At 73.5% G+C, this 15286-nt stretch carries 13 protein-coding genes; 7 read left to right on the top strand and 6 right to left on the bottom strand.

Going from position 1 to position 15286, the window contains the following annotated elements:
* Positions 1-139 precede the first annotated feature (139 nt).
* Positions 140-1141: an asparaginase gene (locus ACWCYY_RS25905; RefSeq protein WP_449797387.1), complete on the bottom strand. Its 1002-nt coding sequence runs from the start codon at positions 1139-1141 to the stop codon at positions 140-142.
* 191 nt (positions 1142-1332) lie between these two features.
* Here ACWCYY_RS25905 and ACWCYY_RS25900 point away from each other — a divergent pair, with 191 nt between their 5' ends.
* The gene (locus tag ACWCYY_RS25900; RefSeq protein ID WP_345286413.1) at positions 1333-1788 is read left to right on the top strand and encodes an Lrp/AsnC family transcriptional regulator; all 456 of its coding nucleotides are present in this window, start codon (positions 1333-1335) and stop codon (positions 1786-1788) included.
* Positions 1789-1815: 27 nt separating this feature from the next.
* On the opposite strand, the gene dnaE is transcribed toward ACWCYY_RS25900, so the two are convergent.
* Together dnaE and ACWCYY_RS25890 are read right to left on the bottom strand one after the other, a co-directional pair.
* Positions 1816-5376, bottom strand: a complete 3561-nt coding sequence (dnaE, locus tag ACWCYY_RS25895; protein ID WP_345286412.1) for a DNA polymerase III subunit alpha — start codon at positions 5374-5376, stop codon at positions 1816-1818.
* An 81-nt stretch (positions 5377-5457) separates the two neighbouring features.
* Positions 5458-6354: a LysR family transcriptional regulator gene (locus tag ACWCYY_RS25890; protein ID WP_345286410.1), complete on the bottom strand. Its 897-nt coding sequence runs from the start codon at positions 6352-6354 to the stop codon at positions 5458-5460.
* A gap of 71 nt (positions 6355-6425) precedes the next feature.
* Here ACWCYY_RS25890 and ACWCYY_RS25885 point away from each other — a divergent pair, with 71 nt between their 5' ends.
* Positions 6426-7289, top strand: a complete 864-nt coding sequence (locus ACWCYY_RS25885) for a dihydrodipicolinate synthase family protein (protein ID WP_449797386.1) — start codon at positions 6426-6428, stop codon at positions 7287-7289.
* 311 nt (positions 7290-7600) lie between these two features.
* Positions 7601-8629 (top strand): aspartate-semialdehyde dehydrogenase, encoded by a 1029-nt coding sequence (locus ACWCYY_RS25880; RefSeq protein WP_345286406.1) that lies wholly within the window; start codon positions 7601-7603, stop codon positions 8627-8629.
* 57 nt (positions 8630-8686) lie between these two features.
* Here ACWCYY_RS25880 and ACWCYY_RS25875 read toward each other — a convergent pair whose 3' ends face one another.
* Entirely contained in the window at positions 8687-9445 is a 759-nt protein-coding gene (locus tag ACWCYY_RS25875; RefSeq protein WP_345286404.1) for a hypothetical protein, read from the bottom strand.
* A gap of 263 nt (positions 9446-9708) precedes the next feature.
* Here ACWCYY_RS25875 and ACWCYY_RS25870 point away from each other — a divergent pair, with 263 nt between their 5' ends.
* The 4 genes from ACWCYY_RS25870 to ACWCYY_RS25855 all read left to right on the top strand — a co-directional run bounded on the left by ACWCYY_RS25870 (position 9709) and on the right by ACWCYY_RS25855 (position 13898).
* Positions 9709-10881 carry an NYN domain-containing protein gene (locus ACWCYY_RS25870; RefSeq protein WP_449797385.1) on the top strand — a complete coding sequence of 391 codons (1173 nt, stop codon included), beginning with the start codon at positions 9709-9711 and terminating at the stop codon, positions 10879-10881.
* A gap of 238 nt (positions 10882-11119) precedes the next feature.
* Positions 11120-12079: an ABC transporter ATP-binding protein gene (locus ACWCYY_RS25865; protein ID WP_380148950.1), complete on the top strand. Its 960-nt coding sequence runs from the start codon at positions 11120-11122 to the stop codon at positions 12077-12079.
* Between the two features lie 73 nt (positions 12080-12152).
* The gene (locus tag ACWCYY_RS25860) at positions 12153-12965 is read left to right on the top strand and encodes an ABC transporter permease (RefSeq protein ID WP_449797384.1); all 813 of its coding nucleotides are present in this window, start codon (positions 12153-12155) and stop codon (positions 12963-12965) included.
* Positions 12966-13070: 105 nt separating this feature from the next.
* Positions 13071-13898, top strand: a complete 828-nt coding sequence (locus tag ACWCYY_RS25855; protein ID WP_345286398.1) for a hypothetical protein — start codon at positions 13071-13073, stop codon at positions 13896-13898.
* Positions 13899-14000: 102 nt separating this feature from the next.
* Here ACWCYY_RS25855 and ybaK read toward each other — a convergent pair whose 3' ends face one another.
* Both ybaK and ACWCYY_RS25845 read right to left on the bottom strand, forming a co-directional pair.
* On the bottom strand, positions 14001-14495 hold the full coding sequence (gene ybaK / locus ACWCYY_RS25850) for a Cys-tRNA(Pro) deacylase (RefSeq protein ID WP_345286397.1): 495 nt from the start codon (positions 14493-14495) through the stop codon (positions 14001-14003).
* 14 nt (positions 14496-14509) lie between these two features.
* Positions 14510-15238, bottom strand: a complete 729-nt coding sequence (locus ACWCYY_RS25845) for an LON peptidase substrate-binding domain-containing protein (RefSeq protein WP_449797383.1) — start codon at positions 15236-15238, stop codon at positions 14510-14512.
* Positions 15239-15286 lie beyond the last annotated feature (48 nt).

Genomic DNA, 15286 nt, shown 5'->3' with positions numbered 1-15286 from the left:
TGCGTCGCCTGGTCCTGATCGGGATGACGCCACAGTATGCGGACGGGTTCCCACGCGTCGGCCCCCGGCGGGTGACCGGGGGCCGACGTGGGGGTGAACGGGGGCGCGCCGTGGCGCCTACGCAGCGCCTGCACAGCGCCTACGCGGCGGCGAGCACCGGTGTGTCGGCGGCCAGCGCCTGCCGCAGCAGCGCCGTGCGGCCCTGCGGTCCGTCCGCGCCGAGCACGGCCGACAGGACGGCGATCCGGGCCTGACCGGCCCGCAGGGTGCCGGTCGGCACCGCGCCGGCGGCGACCAGGTCCACCGCGCCGCCGTGGGTGTAGATCTCGGCCACCGGGCCGGACTCCACCCGGGTGGTCAGCGCCACCAGCACGCCCGCCGCGGTGGCCTCGGCGACCGCCTCGACGAACTCGGGGGTGGCGTTGCCCGCACCGGTGGCGACCAGCACCACGCCCTGCGCGCCGGCCGCCAGCGCGGCCCGGAACAGCACCGGGTCGGCGTCCGAGTGGTGCATCACCAGGTCGATCCGGGGGGAGCTCGCCGGCAGCTCCGGCACCGCCAGCGGGGCGGGACGCCCGGGCTGACGGAGGATCACCGCGCTGCCGAAGCCGACGTCGCCCACCCGGTGGCCGGAGGGGTCGGCGAACGCGTCCGGCGCCAGGGTCCGCACCTTCACGGTGCCCCGGGCCGCGTGCACCTTGCCGTCGAAGGCCACCAGCACGCCCAGGCCGCGCACCGTGGCGGCGGTCAGCAGCGCGTCGTACAGGTTCCCCGGGCCGTCGCCGTCGGCCGTGCCCATCGGCAGCTGCGCGCCGGTGAACACCACCGGGCGCGGGTCGTCGTGGTGCAGGTCGAGCAGGAAGGCCGACTCCTCCAGGGTGTCGGTGCCGTGGGTGACCACGATGCCGTCCACGCCCGGGTCGGCCAGCACCTCGTGCACGGTGCGCAGCAGGGTCAGCTGGTGACGGGTGGTCAGCCGGGGGCTGTTCACGCTGAACAGGTCGACGACCTCGACCTCCACGCCCTCGGGCACGGCGGCGGTCTCCATGACCTCCGCGCCGTCCGCGTCGGCCGCGTACCCCGCTCCCTGCCAGCGGCTGGCGATGGTGCCACCGGTGCTGATCACGACGATCCGTGCCATGGCTGCCTCCTGGGCGTGGGTGCGCGGCGGGAAATGGGGAGCAGCCCGGACCCTGGCTGTTCGCCTGGGCCGGGCTGCCGTGTCGGTCTCCGCTGTGGCGGAACGCTCATCGCAAGAATAGGCGAATCGCCGCGCAATCGGATCGCCAATTCTTGCCCGACCTGACGTACAGCGGGGCATAGGATTGCGCCATGGACCGCATCGACCGTGACATCTTGCGCGAGCTCCAGCGCGACGGCAGGCTCAGCAACCAGGAGCTGGCCCAGCGGGTCGGCCTCACCCCCTCGCCCTGCCTGCGCCGGGTCCGCCAGCTGGAGGAGGACGGGGTGATCGAGGGCTACCGCGCCGTGGTCAACCCGGAGGCGGTGGGCCGGGGCTTCGAGGTGCTGGTCTCGGTCGAGGTCCGCCGCGAGCGGGAGGCGGTCGAGGCCTTCGAGGCCGCCCTCCAGGACATCCCCGACGTGATCGAGGCCTACCGCCTGTTCGGCAGCCCCGGCTGCCTGCTCCGGATCGCGGTCGCCGACCTCAAGTCCTACGAGCGCCTGTGGATCGAGAAGCTCACCACCCTGGTCGGCGTCACCGAGGTCAACTCCCAGATCATCATGAAGCGCGTCAAGGCCCCGACCGGCCTGCCGGTGTCCGGCTGACCGATCGGGGCCTCGAATGTCCTGCTGCTACAGCGCGTTGCTCCAGGCGGAGGGGCCGAGGAGGGTCTTGACCTCGGAGGCGAAGGCGCCGTTGTCGGGGTTGACCAGGAAGCCGAGCTCGAAGAGCGTGTTCTTCTCGCGCGAGGTGGTGAGCAGGCGGACCGGGACGTCGCCGGGGTGGGCGCGCAGGGCGCTCTTGAACTCGGAGACCATCTCGGGGTTGACCCGGTTGGACGGGACGGTGATCAGGATCGGCGGCTTGCCGCCGTGCTCGGCGGAGGAGACGTCCAGGGTGGCGATCTCCTGGCCGAAGACGCTGAGCGCGCCGTCGCGTTCGTTGAGCCGGCCGCGGATCGAGATCACGTTGTCCTCGACCATCTGCTCCGACATCAGGTTGTAGGCGGCCGGGAAGAACAGCACCTCGACCGAGCCGTCACGGTCGGCCAGGGTGATGATCGCCCAGGCGTTGCCCGCCTTGTTGATCCGGCGGTCGACGGCGGTGATCAGGCCGGCGAGGCGGACCTCGCCCTCGGAGCGGCCGGAGCCGAGCAGTTCGGCGATGGAGACGTCGCGGTTGCGGGCCAGGATGTGCTCGGCGCCGTCCAGCGGGTGGCTGGAGACGTAGAGGCCGAGCATCTCCCGCTCCAGGGAGAGGAGTTGCTTGCGCGGCCACTCCTTCTCGGTGAGCTCGAAGTCCAGCCCGATGGTGGGGATGTCCTCGCCGGTGTCCATCGCGCCGAACAGGTCGTCCTGGCCGATCGCCTGCTGCTTCTTGACGCCGGTGACGGCGTCGATCGCGTTCTCGTGCACCGAGTTGAGCGAGAGCCGGGTGTGCCCGAGCGAGTCGAAGCCGCCGGCCTTGATCAGGGAGTCGACGGTGCGCTTGTTGCAGACCACCAGCTCGACCTTGTCGAGGAAGTCCGCGAAGGAGGCGTACTTCCCCTTCTCCTTGCGGGTGTTGACGAGCGACTCGATGACCGGGACGCCGACGTTGCGGACGGCCTTGAGGCCGAAGCGGACGTCGGTGCCGACGGCGGTGAAGTCGACCACCGACTCGTTGACGTCGGGGGAGAGGATCTTGATGCCCATGGCCCGGCACTCGGCCAGGTAGACGGCCATCTTGTCCTTGTCGTCCGCGACCGAGGTCAGCAGGGCGGCCATGTACTCGGCGGGGTAGTTCGCCTTGAGGTAGGCCGTCTGGTACGAGACCAGGCCGTACGCGGCGGAGTGCGATTTGTTGAACGCGTAGCCGGCGAACGGGACCAGCACGTCCCAGACCGCCTGGATCGCCTCGTCCGAGTAGCCGCGCTCCTTGCAGCCCGCGTGGAAGGGGACGAACTCCTTCTCCAGGACCTCCTTCTTCTTCTTGCCCATCGCGCGGCGGAGCAGGTCGGCCTGTCCGAGGCTGTAGCCGGCCAGCACCTGGGCGGCGCGCTGCACCTGCTCCTGATAGACGATCAGGCCGTAGGTGGGGCCGAGGACCTCCTTGAGCGGCTCCTCCAGCTCCGGGTGGATCGGCAGGATCTCCTGCTGCGCGTTCTTGCGGAGCGCGTAGTTGGTGTGCGAGTTCATGCCCATCGGGCCCGGGCGGTACAGCGCCGAGACGGCGGAGATGTCGGCGAACTCGGTGGGCTTCATCAGCCGCAGCAGGGCGCGCATGGGGCCGCCGTCGAGCTGGAACACGCCGAGCGTGTCGCCGCGGGCCAGCATCTGGTAGGTCGTCGGGTCGTCGATCGGGATCTTCTCGATGTCGACGTCCGCGCCCCGGTTGGACTTGATGATCTTGAGGCAGTGGTCGATGATGCCCAGGTTCCGCAGACCCAGGAAGTCCATCTTGATCAGGCCCATGGCTTCGCACGACGGGTAGTCGAAGCCGGTGATGATCACGCCGTCCTTGTCCCGCTTGTGCAGCGGGATCAGTTCCAGCAGTGGCGTGGAGGAGAGGATGACCGCCGCGGCGTGCACGCCGGTGCCGCGGATCAGACCCTCGATGCCCAGGCCGGTGTCGATGATCTTCTTCACGTCCGGCTCGTTGCCGTACATGTTCCGGATCTCGGTGCCCTCGTTGTAGCGAGGGTGCTTCTCGTTGAACAGGTCGGCGAGCGGGACGCCCTTGCCCATCACGTCCGGCGGCATCGCCTTGGTGATCCGGTCGCCCATCGCGAACGGGTAGCCCAGGATGCGGTTGGCGTCCTTCACGGCCGCCTTGGCCTTGATGGTGCCGAAGGTGTTCACCTGGGCGGTGTACGCCTCGCCGTACTTGTCGGTGACGTAGCGCACCATCTGGTCGCGCTGGCGGTCGTCGAAGTCGATGTCGACGTCCGGGGGGTTGATGCGCTCGGGGTTCAGGAAGCGCTCGAACAGCAGGTCGTGCTCCAGCGGGTCCAGCTGGGTGATGCCGGTGAGGTACGCCACCATCGAGCCGGCCGCCGAACCACGGCCGGGGCCGACCGAGATCCCGTTGTCCCGGCCGTACTGGCAGATGTCGGCGACCACGAGGAAGTACGCGTCGAAGCCCATCGGGGAGATGACGCCCATCTCCAGCTCGATCCGGTCCAGCACCTCCTGGCTCGGGTTGTCCCCGTACCGGTGCTGCACCCCCTCGGCGATCTTCTTGCGCAGGTACGAGGCCTGGGTCTCGCCCTCGGGCACGTCGAACTGCGGCATCCGGTCGACGTAGTTGAAGACCTCGTCGTACGCCTCGATCCGGGAGGCGATCTCCAGGGTGTTGCGGCACGCCTCGGGGAGCTCGCGGAAGAGCTCCTGCATCTCGTCGGCGGTCTTGATGTAGTAACCGGTGCCCTGGAACTTGAAGCGGTTCGGGTCGTCCTTGTTCTTGCCCACGCCGACGCAGAGCAGCGAGTCGTGGGCGTCGGCCTGATCGGCCGTCACGTAGTGCGAGTCGTTGGTGGCCAGCAGCGGGATGTCCAGCTGCTTGGCGAGGCGGAGCAGGCCGTCCCGGACGTCGCGCTCGATGGACAGGTCGTGGTCCATCAGCTCCAGGAAGTAGTTCTCCCGGCCGAAGATCTGCTGGTAGGCGTCGGCGGCCTTGACGGCCTCCTCGTACTGGCCGAGCCGCAGGCGGGTCTGCACCTCGCCGGAGGGGCAGCCGGTGGTGGCGATGATCCCGGCGGCGTTCGCGGCGATCAGCTCGCGGTCCATCCGGGGCTTCATGTAGTAGCCCTCCATCGACGCGAGGGAGGAGAGCTTGAAGAGGTTCCGCAGACCGGTGGCGTTCTGCGCCCACATGGTCATGTGGGTGTAGCGGCCGCCGCCGGAGACGTCCTTGCCGCCCTCGCCGTCCGCGCTCACCTCGCGCTTGCCGCCCGGGGCCCAGAAGACCGGCTTCTTCTCGAAGCGGGAGCCGGGGGCGACGTACGCCTCGATGCCGATGATCGGGGTGACGCCGTCGAACTTCTTCGAGGTCTGGAAGAACTCGTACGCGCCGAACATGTTGCCGTGGTCGCTCATCGCGATCGCGGGCATGCCCTGCTTGGCCACCTCGCCGAACAGCTTCCCGTTCTTCGCAGCTCCGTCGAGCATCGAGTACTCGGTGTGGACATGCAGGTGAACAAAGCTGTCGGCCACGGTGGGACGGCTCCTCAGGCTAGACGGAAGACCCCACCCTAGCGCGCTCCTGAGACTCCTGAAGTTACCCTCGCGGGTCCGTCACGGAGCGTCTTCGGACGGTCCGCGAAGGTCCTCCGGGAGGGCCTCGCGGACCGCCGAGACGAAGGCCGCGACGGCCGGGTGGCGGCCCGCGCCGGCCCGGAACGCGGTCCTGGTGCGGCGGGCCATCGGCAGCCTGGTGAGCTGGACGCCGGGGGGTGCGGGGGAGGCGCCGAGGTGCGGGACGAGGGCCACGCCCTGGCCCACCGCGACCAGCGCGAGCACCGTCGCGAAGTCGTCGATCTGGTGCGCGATCAGCGGGGTGAAGCCGGAGGCCTGGCAGGCCCGGACCACCATGGTGTGGCAGAGCGTGCCGTGCGGGGAGACGATCCACCGGCTCTCCCGGTGGTCCGCGACCGCCCCCGGCGCGGGTGCGGCCAGGTACATCGGCTCGGTGAACAGCGGCTCGGCCGCCAGCCCCGGCTCCGGGTCGGCCGGCACGAAGTCGTACTCGTGCACCAGGGCCACGTCCAGCTCCCCGGCCCGCAGCATCGCCGCGACCAGCGCCGGGTCGACCTCCGTCACCATCGGCACCAGCCCGGGGTGCTCGCGGGCCAGCGCGGCGAGCGCGCCCGGGATGATCGCCCGGGCCGCCGACGGGTAGGTCCCGATACGCAGCGGGCCCGCCAACCCCCGCCGGGCGTCGGCCAGTTCGGCCGATGCCTGCTCCAGCCGCTCCAGCACCGCCTCGGCGTGCCGGACCAGGTTCAACCCGGCCGGGGTGAGCGCCACCCGGCGGCCGGTGCGCTCCAGCAGCGGCACGCCCGCCTCCCGCTCCAGCACCGAGAGCTGCTGGGAGACCGCCGAGGCGCTGAAGGCCAGCGATTCGGCGACGGCGGCGATGGTGCCGCGGTGGGCCAGTTCACGGAGCAGCCGGAGGCGGCGGACGTCGAGCACAGGCTGAGCTTACGCAAAGCCTCGGAAATCAGAACTGGACCTGACGAGCCGTCGGGGGAGAGGCTCGGAGCATGGAACTCCACGGCATCCACGTCCCGCTGATCACCCCGTTCGAGGCCGACGGCACCCTCGCCCTGGACGCTCTCGACGGGCTGGCCCGCGAGGCGCTCGCCGAGGGCGCGGCCGGACTGGTCGCGCTCGGCACCACCGCCGAGGTGGCCACCCTCGACGAGGACGAGAAGCGGGCCGTGGTCGAGGTCTGCGCCAAGGCCGCCCGCGACCACGGCGCGGTGCTCACCGTGGGCACCGGCGGCAACGACACCCGCCGCACGGTGGCCGCGCTCGGCGAGCTGGCCGGGGTGGCCGACGCCGCGCTGGTCACCGTCCCGGCCTTCACCCGGCCCGGCGCCGCGGGCGCGCTGGCGCACTTCGAGGCGCTGGCGGCCGGCAGCCCGGTGCCGCTGATCGTCTATCACATCCCCTACCGCACCGGGCAGGCGCTGGACGCGGAGGCGCTGCGCCGGATCGGCGCGCTGGAGGGCGTGGCCGGGGTCAAGTACGCCGCGGGCGGCATCGACGGCGAGACCGTCGCACTCCTCGCCGACCTGCCGCCCCGCTTCGCGGTGCTGGCCGGGGACGACCCCTTCCTGCTGCCGCTGCTCGCGATGGGAGCCACCGGCGGCATCCTGGCCTCGGCCCACCTGGCCACCGGCTCCTTCGTGGAGCTCACCGCCACCGGCGACCGCGCCCTCGGTCTGCTCCTGGCCCGCCTCTCGGCGGCCTGCTTCGCCGAGCCCAACCCGACCGTCATCAAGGGCGTGCTGCACGCCCGGGGCCGCATCCCCACCCCGGGCGTGCGGCTCCCGCTGCTCCCGGCCGGGCCGGAGTCGGTGGCCGCCGCCCTGGCCGCCCTGGAGGCCGTCGGAGACCGCTGAGGCCTCGCGGGGTGCGTCCGTCGGGGCGCGAGGCGTCGGGGCGCGGGCCCCGTCGGCCGCCCGCGCCCGCCGCCTGACGGTCCGTGAGCCGACCCGGTATCGGATTTTCGCCCGGACGGATTCTTCCAGCACCGCAGCCCGCCCACCGGCGAATCCGGGGTGCCCGGTCACCGTGGCCGCCGGTTTTCCGTTGCCGCGCCCAGGGGCCCCGCCCACCCAGTGGAATGCGGTCCCACCCCACCCGTCCGACCAGGCATGATGGGCGGAGTGTGCGGACTTCTGATCGAGCACAACACAGGAGGAGTAACCCGATGAGGATCGGCATCGTTGGTGCCACCGGCCAGGTCGGTGGAGTCGTTCGCGGCATTCTGGCGGAGCGCAAGTTCCCGGTGACGGAGCTGCGCCTGTTCGCCTCGGCCCGTTCGGCTGGCAAGACGCTGCCGTGGCAGGACGGCGAGGTCACCGTCGAGGACGCCGAGACCGCCGACTACTCCGGTCTGGACATCGTGATCTTCTCGGCCGGCGGGTCCACCTCCAAGGCGCTGGCCCCCAAGGTCGCCGCCGCCGGCGCCGTGGTGATCGACAACTCCTCGGCCTGGCGCCGCGACCCCGAGGTCCCGCTGGTGGTCTCCGAGGTCAACCCGGACGCGATCGCGAACCGCCCCAAGGGCATCATCGCCAACCCGAACTGCACCACCATGGCCGCCATGCCGGTGCTGCGCCCGCTGCACGACGAGGCCGGCCTCGCCGCGCTGGTCGCCACCACCTACCAGGCCGTCTCCGGCTCCGGCCTGGCCGGCGTGGCCGAGCTGCACCGTCAGGCCTGCGAGATCGCCGAGCAGGCCGACCAGCTGGCCTTCGACGGCGAGGCCGTGAAGGCCAGCAACCCGGGCGTCTACCAGCGCCCGATCGCCTTCAACGTGGTGCCGCTCGCGGGCAACCTGGTGGACGACGGCTCCTTCGAGACCGACGAGGAGCAGAAGCTCCGCCACGAGTCCCGCAAGATCCTCGGCATCCCGGAGCTCAAGGTCTCCGGCACCTGCGTCCGCGTCCCGGTCTTCTCCGGCCACTCGCTCCAGGTGAACGCCCGCTTCGACTCCCCGATCAGCGTCGAGCGCGCCTACGAGCTGCTCGCCGAGGCCCCGGGCGTGGAGCTCTCCGAGATCCCCACCCCGCTCCAGGCCGCCGGCAAGGACCCGTCCTACGTCGGCCGGATCCGGGTGGACGAGACGGTGGAGAACGGCCTCGCGCTGTTCCTCTCCAACGACAACCTGCGCAAGGGCGCGGCGCTGAACGCGGTCCAGATCGCCGAGCTGGTGGCCGCCGAGCTCCAGGCCTGACACCTCGTCAGCGCTCCCCCTCCCGCGCGGTACTCCCCGTGCGCCCCGTGGTGCCGGTCAGCCGACGCTGACCGGCACCACGCGCGAGAGCGCCTCGCCGACCCACGCGTCGCCGGGGTAGTACCACTGGAAGGCCCCGGACTCCGCCGCCGGGACGGTCGCCCCCACCGTCCCGTCCGCCTGCGCGTAGGCCTCCGCGACGGTGGTCCAGACGTCGCTCCAGGCCGCGCGGAACTGGAGGCGGACGAGTCCGCCCGGGTAGGCGTGGTACCGCTGGTCCTGCCAGGAGGCCCGCTCCAGCCGGCCGGTGACCTTCAGCTCCTCGCCGGGCGCGGCCCGCCCGGTGACCCCGCCGAGGTCCAGCCGGGTCGCCTGCTTGATCGAGAAGCCGCCCGCGGTCTGGTTCACGTACCGGTCCCCGTCCCGGGCCCGCACCTTGAGGTCGACGAACCAGGTGCCGGCCTCGTCGTCGAAGATCTCCCGCCGCGTCGGACGGACCGTCACCGTCCCCCGGCAGGTGGTGGCCGTGCCCTCCGCCGTGCACTCCAGCGGGCTGACCCCGAGCACCCCGTAGCGCGGTCCCCAGACCCCGATCGGGCCGACCGAGGCGATCCCCGAGCCGTCACGGGCCGTCAGCACCAGCGGCACCGCGGCCCCTTCGGCGGCGCCGAGCACGATCGGCCGTCCGTCGTTGACCGAGACCGAGGTCACCGTCGTGTCGCCGCGCGAGGCGTCCACGCCGACCTTCGGGGCCAGCAGGACGGCCCCCGCCGCCAGGGCCGTCACCAGGTACAGCACGACTCTGGTCTTCCGCATGATCGTTCCAGTATGACCGGTGCCGCCCCGGCCGCCGGTGAAGCGGCGGGTGACGCGCCACGCGGCCCGACCGGGGCGTCATCGGTGCGTGTGCGCGCGGGTGCGCTCGCGCGGGCGCCCGGCGAGGCGGAACGGTTCGCCGGGCGATCGGGGGGTAAAGAGTGCCCACCGGCGGTGCGAGCCCGACCGCCGGCCCGCTGCCGGAGCGGGCCCCCACAGCCTCCACCCCCGCCCGGCGGCCTTCCGGAGGGAAGTGGTGCGGAGTGGACCGCTGCGTCGTCCTGGTGGACGCCGGGTACCTGCTGGGTGCGACGGCCAACCTGCTGACCGGCCAGCCCAGCCGGGCCCGGCTGACGGTCGATCACGCCGCGCTGGCCGCCGCGCTGGCGGAGCGGGCCGAGGCCGAGACCGGGCTGCCGCTGCTGCGGATCTACTGGTTCGACGCCGCGCCCGACCGCCGCTCGCTGCCCGAGCACCGCCGGCTGCGCAGCCTGCCCCGGGTCACCGTCCGGCTCGGCGCACTGACCCGGGCCGAGGGGCGCTGGGTGCAGAAGGGCGTGGACGCCGCGATGCACGCCGAGCTCACCGAGCTCGCCCACAACCGGGCCTGCGCCGACCTGGTGCTGCTCAGCGGCGACGGTGACCTGCTGCCCGGGATGGTCTGCGCCAAGGAGCACGGCGTGGTGGTGCACCTGTGGGCGGTGCAGCCGGTGGAGCACGACTTCAACCAGTCCGAGGACCTGGTCGCCGAGGCCGACGAGCGGCAGGTGCTGGACCGGGCCTTCGTCGAGCGCTGGGCCCAGCCGCGCGAACTCCAGACCCCGCTCCCGCTGGCGGCAGCGGGTCCGGCCCGGGTGGGCCCGGCCCCGGCCCTTCCCGACGGGGCGTCACCTCCCGCCGGCCCGGAGCCGGAGCCCGAGGCGCCCGCCGCCGTGGCGCTGCCCCGGCCGACGGGGCTGCGGGTGGTGCCGACCCCGCGTGACCTGGCCGTGCGGCCGGGCCCCGGCACGCCGCCCGCCCTGGTGCTCCGCTGGTCCTCGGAGCGGCTCGGCGCGGCCCCCGTGCCCGTCCCCGCCCCCGTCCCGGCCGGCCCGCCCACCCTGGCCGAGCTCACCCGCCCCGAGCAGCGCTGGGCCGACCGCGAGGAGGACTCCACCGAGGCCCCGGCCGACGCCCAGGCGGTCGGCCGCCGCTTCGCCCTCCGCTGGCTCTCCCGGCTGGGCACGGAGACCGTGCTCACCCGCCTCTGGGCCGACCACCCGCGCATCCCGCACCGGCTGGACGCCGAACTGCTCCGCTACGCCGCCCGCTTCGGCCTGCTCGCCGCCCATGACGACCAGATCGACGAGGAGCACCGCTACGCCATCCGGGCCGGGTTCTGGGACGCCTTCGCCGAGGCGGTGCCCCGCCCCGGCCTGGCGGTCGCCCAGGAGTGACGCCGGGTCCGGCGTCCACGATCGGCGGCACCCGGTAGGACGTGCGCGGACCGTTCGTCCTCGGGCCGGTACGGCGGCCCGGCGGCGGTCCGGGTGCGGTGCCCCGGTGGACCTGACGGAGTCGTATGGGGCCCCTTGTCCGGTTGGTCCGGGGCAGCGCGTAGAGTCTTCGTCCGTGAGCGACACCGACCGGCGGGCACCACGGCCCACGCCGCAAGGCGCACTCGGCGGTTCCGGCCTGGCGGCCGGGCAGTGCTGCACCGTCCGGGACCTTGCCAAGAGCTACCGCAGCAGGGCGGGCGAGATCCGGGCCAACGACGGGATCTCGCTCGACGTGCGACGCGGCGAGGTGTTCGGGCTGCTCGGCCCGAACGGCGCCGGCAAGTCCACCCTGGTGCGCCAGCTCACCGGGCTGCTCCGCCCCGACCGCGGCTCGATCGAGATCCTCGGCCACGACGTCGTGCGCCACCCCGAACGGGCCGCCCGGCTGCTCGGCTACCTGGGCCAGGAGTCCACCGCCCTGGACGAGCTGACGGTGGCCCTGGCCGCCGAGACCACCGGACGCCTGCGCGGCCTGAGCCGGGCCGAGGCCCGGAGCGAGACCGCCGCGGTGCTGGCCGAGCTCGGGCTGGAGGGCATCGCCGCCCGCCCGCTGGCCAAGCTGTCGGGCGGTCAGCGCCGGCTGGCCTGCTTCGCCGCCGTGCTGGTGGGGGAGCGGCCGCTGCTGGTGCTGGACGAGCCCACCAGCGGGATGGACCCGGTGGCCCGCCGCGCGGTCTGGTCGGCCGTCGACCGCCGCCGCGCCGAGCGCGGCACCACGGTGCTGCTGGTGACCCACAACGTGATCGAGGCCGAGACCGTGCTCGACCGGGTCGCGGTGGTGGACGAGGGCCGGATCATCGCCTGCGACACGCCCGGCGGCCTCAAGGCCCTGGTGGACGGCGACGTCCGGCTGGACCTGGTCTGGCGGACCGAGGCCCCGATGGACGTGCCCGCCGTCGCCGAGCTGGCCGCCCGGGCCGCCCGCACCGGCCGCCGCTGGACCGTCCGCACCACCCCCGACGAGGCCCGCGAACTGGTCGCCGCCGTCACCACCGGCCCCGCCTTCGCCGCCCTGGACGACTTCACCCTGGCCACCCCGAGCCTGGAGGACGCCTACCTCAAGCTCGGCGGCCGGCACGAGGGGCTGGCCCGGTGAGCCGGCTCCGCGCAGACCTGACGGCCTGTGACCACCTGACGACCCGTGACCACCGCCCCGGAGGGCAGCCCCGGTGACCGTGCTCGACGTACCCCTGACGGTGGCGGCCGGGCCCGTCGCGGCCGAGGCCCCGCTGGCCCCGGCCGCCCGACTGCTGCCCTCGATGGCCGCGGTCTACCGGGCGCAGCTCGCCCGGGCCAAGGTGGCGCGGATCCCGCTGCTGTTCGTGGCCACCTTCCAGTCGCTCGGCATCCTGCTGATGATGCGCGGCGTGGTCGGGCCGGAGGAGGTCGAGGCCGCCCGTTCGGTGGTGGCCGGGTCCAGCGTGCTGGTGGTCGCCTTCGTGGCGCTCAACCTGCTGGCCCAGTACTTCGGCAAGCTCCGGGCCACCGGCGGCCTGGACCACTACGCCACCCTCCCGGTCCGGCCGGCCGCGGTGGTGCTGGGCGCGGCGGCCGCGTACGCCTCGTTCACCGTGCCGGGCGCGCTGGTCACGGCCGGGGTCGGGGCCTGGATGTTCTCGCTGCCGATGGGGCACCTGTGGGTGCTGCTCGCGGTCGTCCCGCTGGCGGGCGCGGCGCTGGCCGGGATCGGCGCGGCCTGCGGGCTGCTGGCGCCCCGTCAGGAGCTGGCCACCCTGCTGGGCCAGCTCGGCATGTCGGCGGCGCTGCTGCTCGGCGTCCTCCCGGTGGACCAACTGCCCGGGCCGGTCCTGCTGCTGCGCGACCTGCTGCCGTCCACGTACGGGGTCGAGGCCTTCGCCCGCAGTTTCGCGGCCGCACCGGACTGGGCCGCCGTGCTCCGTGACCTGACGGTGTGCGGCGCGGTCGGCCTGGTCTCGCTGGCAGTCGCGACGTGGGCCTACCGCCGGGCCGCCACCCGCTGACACTCCGTCGGGGGCGTCCTGCGGACCCGCCAGGCGTTCACCGGGGGTTGGGCCCGGCTTCGGGTTGGGCGTCCGTCCGTCGGCACGACGTGAAACGATGGGCCGGTGACCGTACCGAACACCCCTGCGGATTCCGCTCCCGAGCCGCCGCCCCAGCCCCAGCAGCAGTACCAGCCGTACCCCGTCCAGCCCGACCCGTACCTGCCGCCGCCGCCGCCCGCCCGGGAACGGCGCCCGCTCGGGCCGGAGCTGAAGGTCGGTGCGGTCATCACGGCGGCCGGTGTGGTGCTCGGCGCGGTCATGGGCGCCCTCTGGCTCTGGTTGGCCCCCCGGGTGATGCTGGTCGCCGGCAGCGACGCGATCCGCTACGTCGACCCCGAGGGCGAGCAGCGGGCCGGTGCCGACGGCACCTTCGCCCTGCTGGGCCTCGGCGCGGGCGTGCTCTGCGCCTTGGTCGCCTTCGTGCTGACGCGGGCCCGGGGAGGCGGCATCGCCGTCGCGGCCGGGCTGGCGGCCGGCGGCCTGGGCGGCTCGGTCATCGCCTGGCAGATCGGCACCCGGCTGGGCCCCTCCACCGACGTGGTCGCCAACGCCAAGAAGGCCGGGCAGGGCGTGCGGTTCAGCGCCGCCCTGGAGCTCGGCGCGCACGGCGCCCTGCTGGTCTGGCCGATGGCCGCGATGATCCTGCTGCTCGCCCTCTCGGCCGCCTTCGGCAAGCGCGAGCCCGACCCGTCCCCGTACTGGGCGGGCCCCGACTGGCCCGGCCCGAACTGGCCGCAGCCCGACTCCCGGCCCCAGCCGCAGTGGGGCGCCGCCCCGCAGCCGGGCGGTCAGCCCGCCACCGACCCCTGGGCCGCCCCGCAGCCCCCGGCCCCGCCCGCCGACGGCCCGGTACCGCCGCCCGCCCCGGGCGGCCCCGACCCCGCTCGCTGACGGGGGCTCAGCCCGTCCGGTCACAACGGCGTCGGCCCCGGTCCCGCGATCAGCGGGCCCGGGGCCGAGGTGTTCCGTCCACCGTCACCGCCCGGCGAACCGTCAGCGGCCGATCCGGGCCACTCCCGCCCGGGTCAGCGCGACCAGGTCCGCCGGGGCCAGCTCGACCTCCAGGCCCCGCCGCCCGGCCGAGACGTACACCGTCGGGTGCTCCAGCGCACTCGCGTCCACCACCGTCGGCAGCGCCTTCCGCTGCCCCAGCGGCGAGATCCCGCCGAGCACGTACCCGCTGCTCCGCTCGGCCGCAGCCGGGTCGGCCATCGCCGCCCGCTTGCCGCCGACCGCCCCGGCCAGCGCCTTGAGGTCGAGCTGCCCGGAGACCGGCACCACTCCGACGGTCAGCTTCCCGTCCACCTCGGCCACCAGCGTCTTGAACACCCGCCCGGCCTCGATCCCGAGCAGCTCCGCCGCCTCCCCGCCGTACGAGGCGGCCGCCGGGTCGTGCTGGTACGCGTGGACGGTGAACTCCACGCCCGCCGCCTCCAGGGCCACCGTCGCCGGCGTGCCGCCCCCGCCGCTCTGCTTCTTCTTCGCCACGACCTGCCGCTCCCTCAGTTCGGGCTGAAGCTCTGCCGGGTCAGGTCCACCCCCGGCACCGACGGCAGCCAGGAGATCACCGCCGTCTCCCGCCGCAGCAGCTCCAGCTCCTTGGTCAGCCGCTCCTCGGTGTCCGGGCAGGCCAGCAACTCCTGCTTCACCGGGGTCGGCAGCACGGCCGCCGCCGCGACCAGGTACGACAGCACCTGCGGATCGTTCGGCAGCTCGGACTGCCCGGTCAGGCTGACCTCCTTGGCGCCCGCCAGCTTCTGCTGGTACGCGCGGAACGCCCGCTCCACCCCGGAGGCCAGGGCCCCGGCGCCGTCGCCCGTCCTCTCCTCGATCGGCTCGATCTCACCGACCAGGTAAGGGCCCGTCACGTCCACCGAGCGCAGCCAGAACCGGGTCGTCCCGGTCACCAGCAGCTCGTACTGCCCGTCCGGCTGCTCCTGCACCGAGGCCACGTCCGCCACGCACCCGATGTGGTGCAGCGCCTCCAGCGGATCCCCGGTCACCGTCCCCAGCCCGTCCAACGGCCCGGCCGGCCCTTCGTTCTCCCGCACCGGCGCCACCTCGCGCCCGTCCTTGATCGCCAGGACCCCGAACCGCCGCGGCTCCTCCTCCGGCCGCGCCACCAGATCGGCCACCAGCCGCCGGTACCGCTCCTCGAAGACGTGCAGCGGCAGCACCAACCCGGGGTACAGCACCGTGTTGAGCGGAAAGATCGGCAGGCGTTCGGTCACGGCGCACAGCGTAGTTCAGCCGCGCCCGCCCCTGTCTCCGATTACCCG

The sequence above is a fragment of the Kitasatospora sp. NPDC001664 genome (assembly GCF_053596675.1).
Note: the sequence above shows the minus strand (reverse complement) of the source record. Positions and strands in the feature narration are given on the sequence as shown.

Excerpts from the sequence above, each read along its gene's own strand:
- ACWCYY_RS25905 (WP_449797387.1), bottom strand. The coding sequence starts at position 1,141 with ATGGCACGGATCGTCGTGATCAGCACCGGTGGCACCATCGCCAGCCGC.
- ACWCYY_RS25900 (WP_345286413.1), top strand. The coding sequence starts at position 1,333 with ATGGACCGCATCGACCGTGACATCTTGCGCGAGCTCCAGCGCGACGGC.
- ACWCYY_RS25885 (WP_449797386.1), top strand. The coding sequence starts at position 6,426 with ATGGAACTCCACGGCATCCACGTCCCGCTGATCACCCCGTTCGAGGCC.
- ACWCYY_RS25880 (WP_345286406.1), top strand. The coding sequence starts at position 7,601 with ATGAGGATCGGCATCGTTGGTGCCACCGGCCAGGTCGGTGGAGTCGTT.
- ACWCYY_RS25875 (WP_345286404.1), bottom strand. The coding sequence starts at position 9,445 with ATGCGGAAGACCAGAGTCGTGCTGTACCTGGTGACGGCCCTGGCGGCG.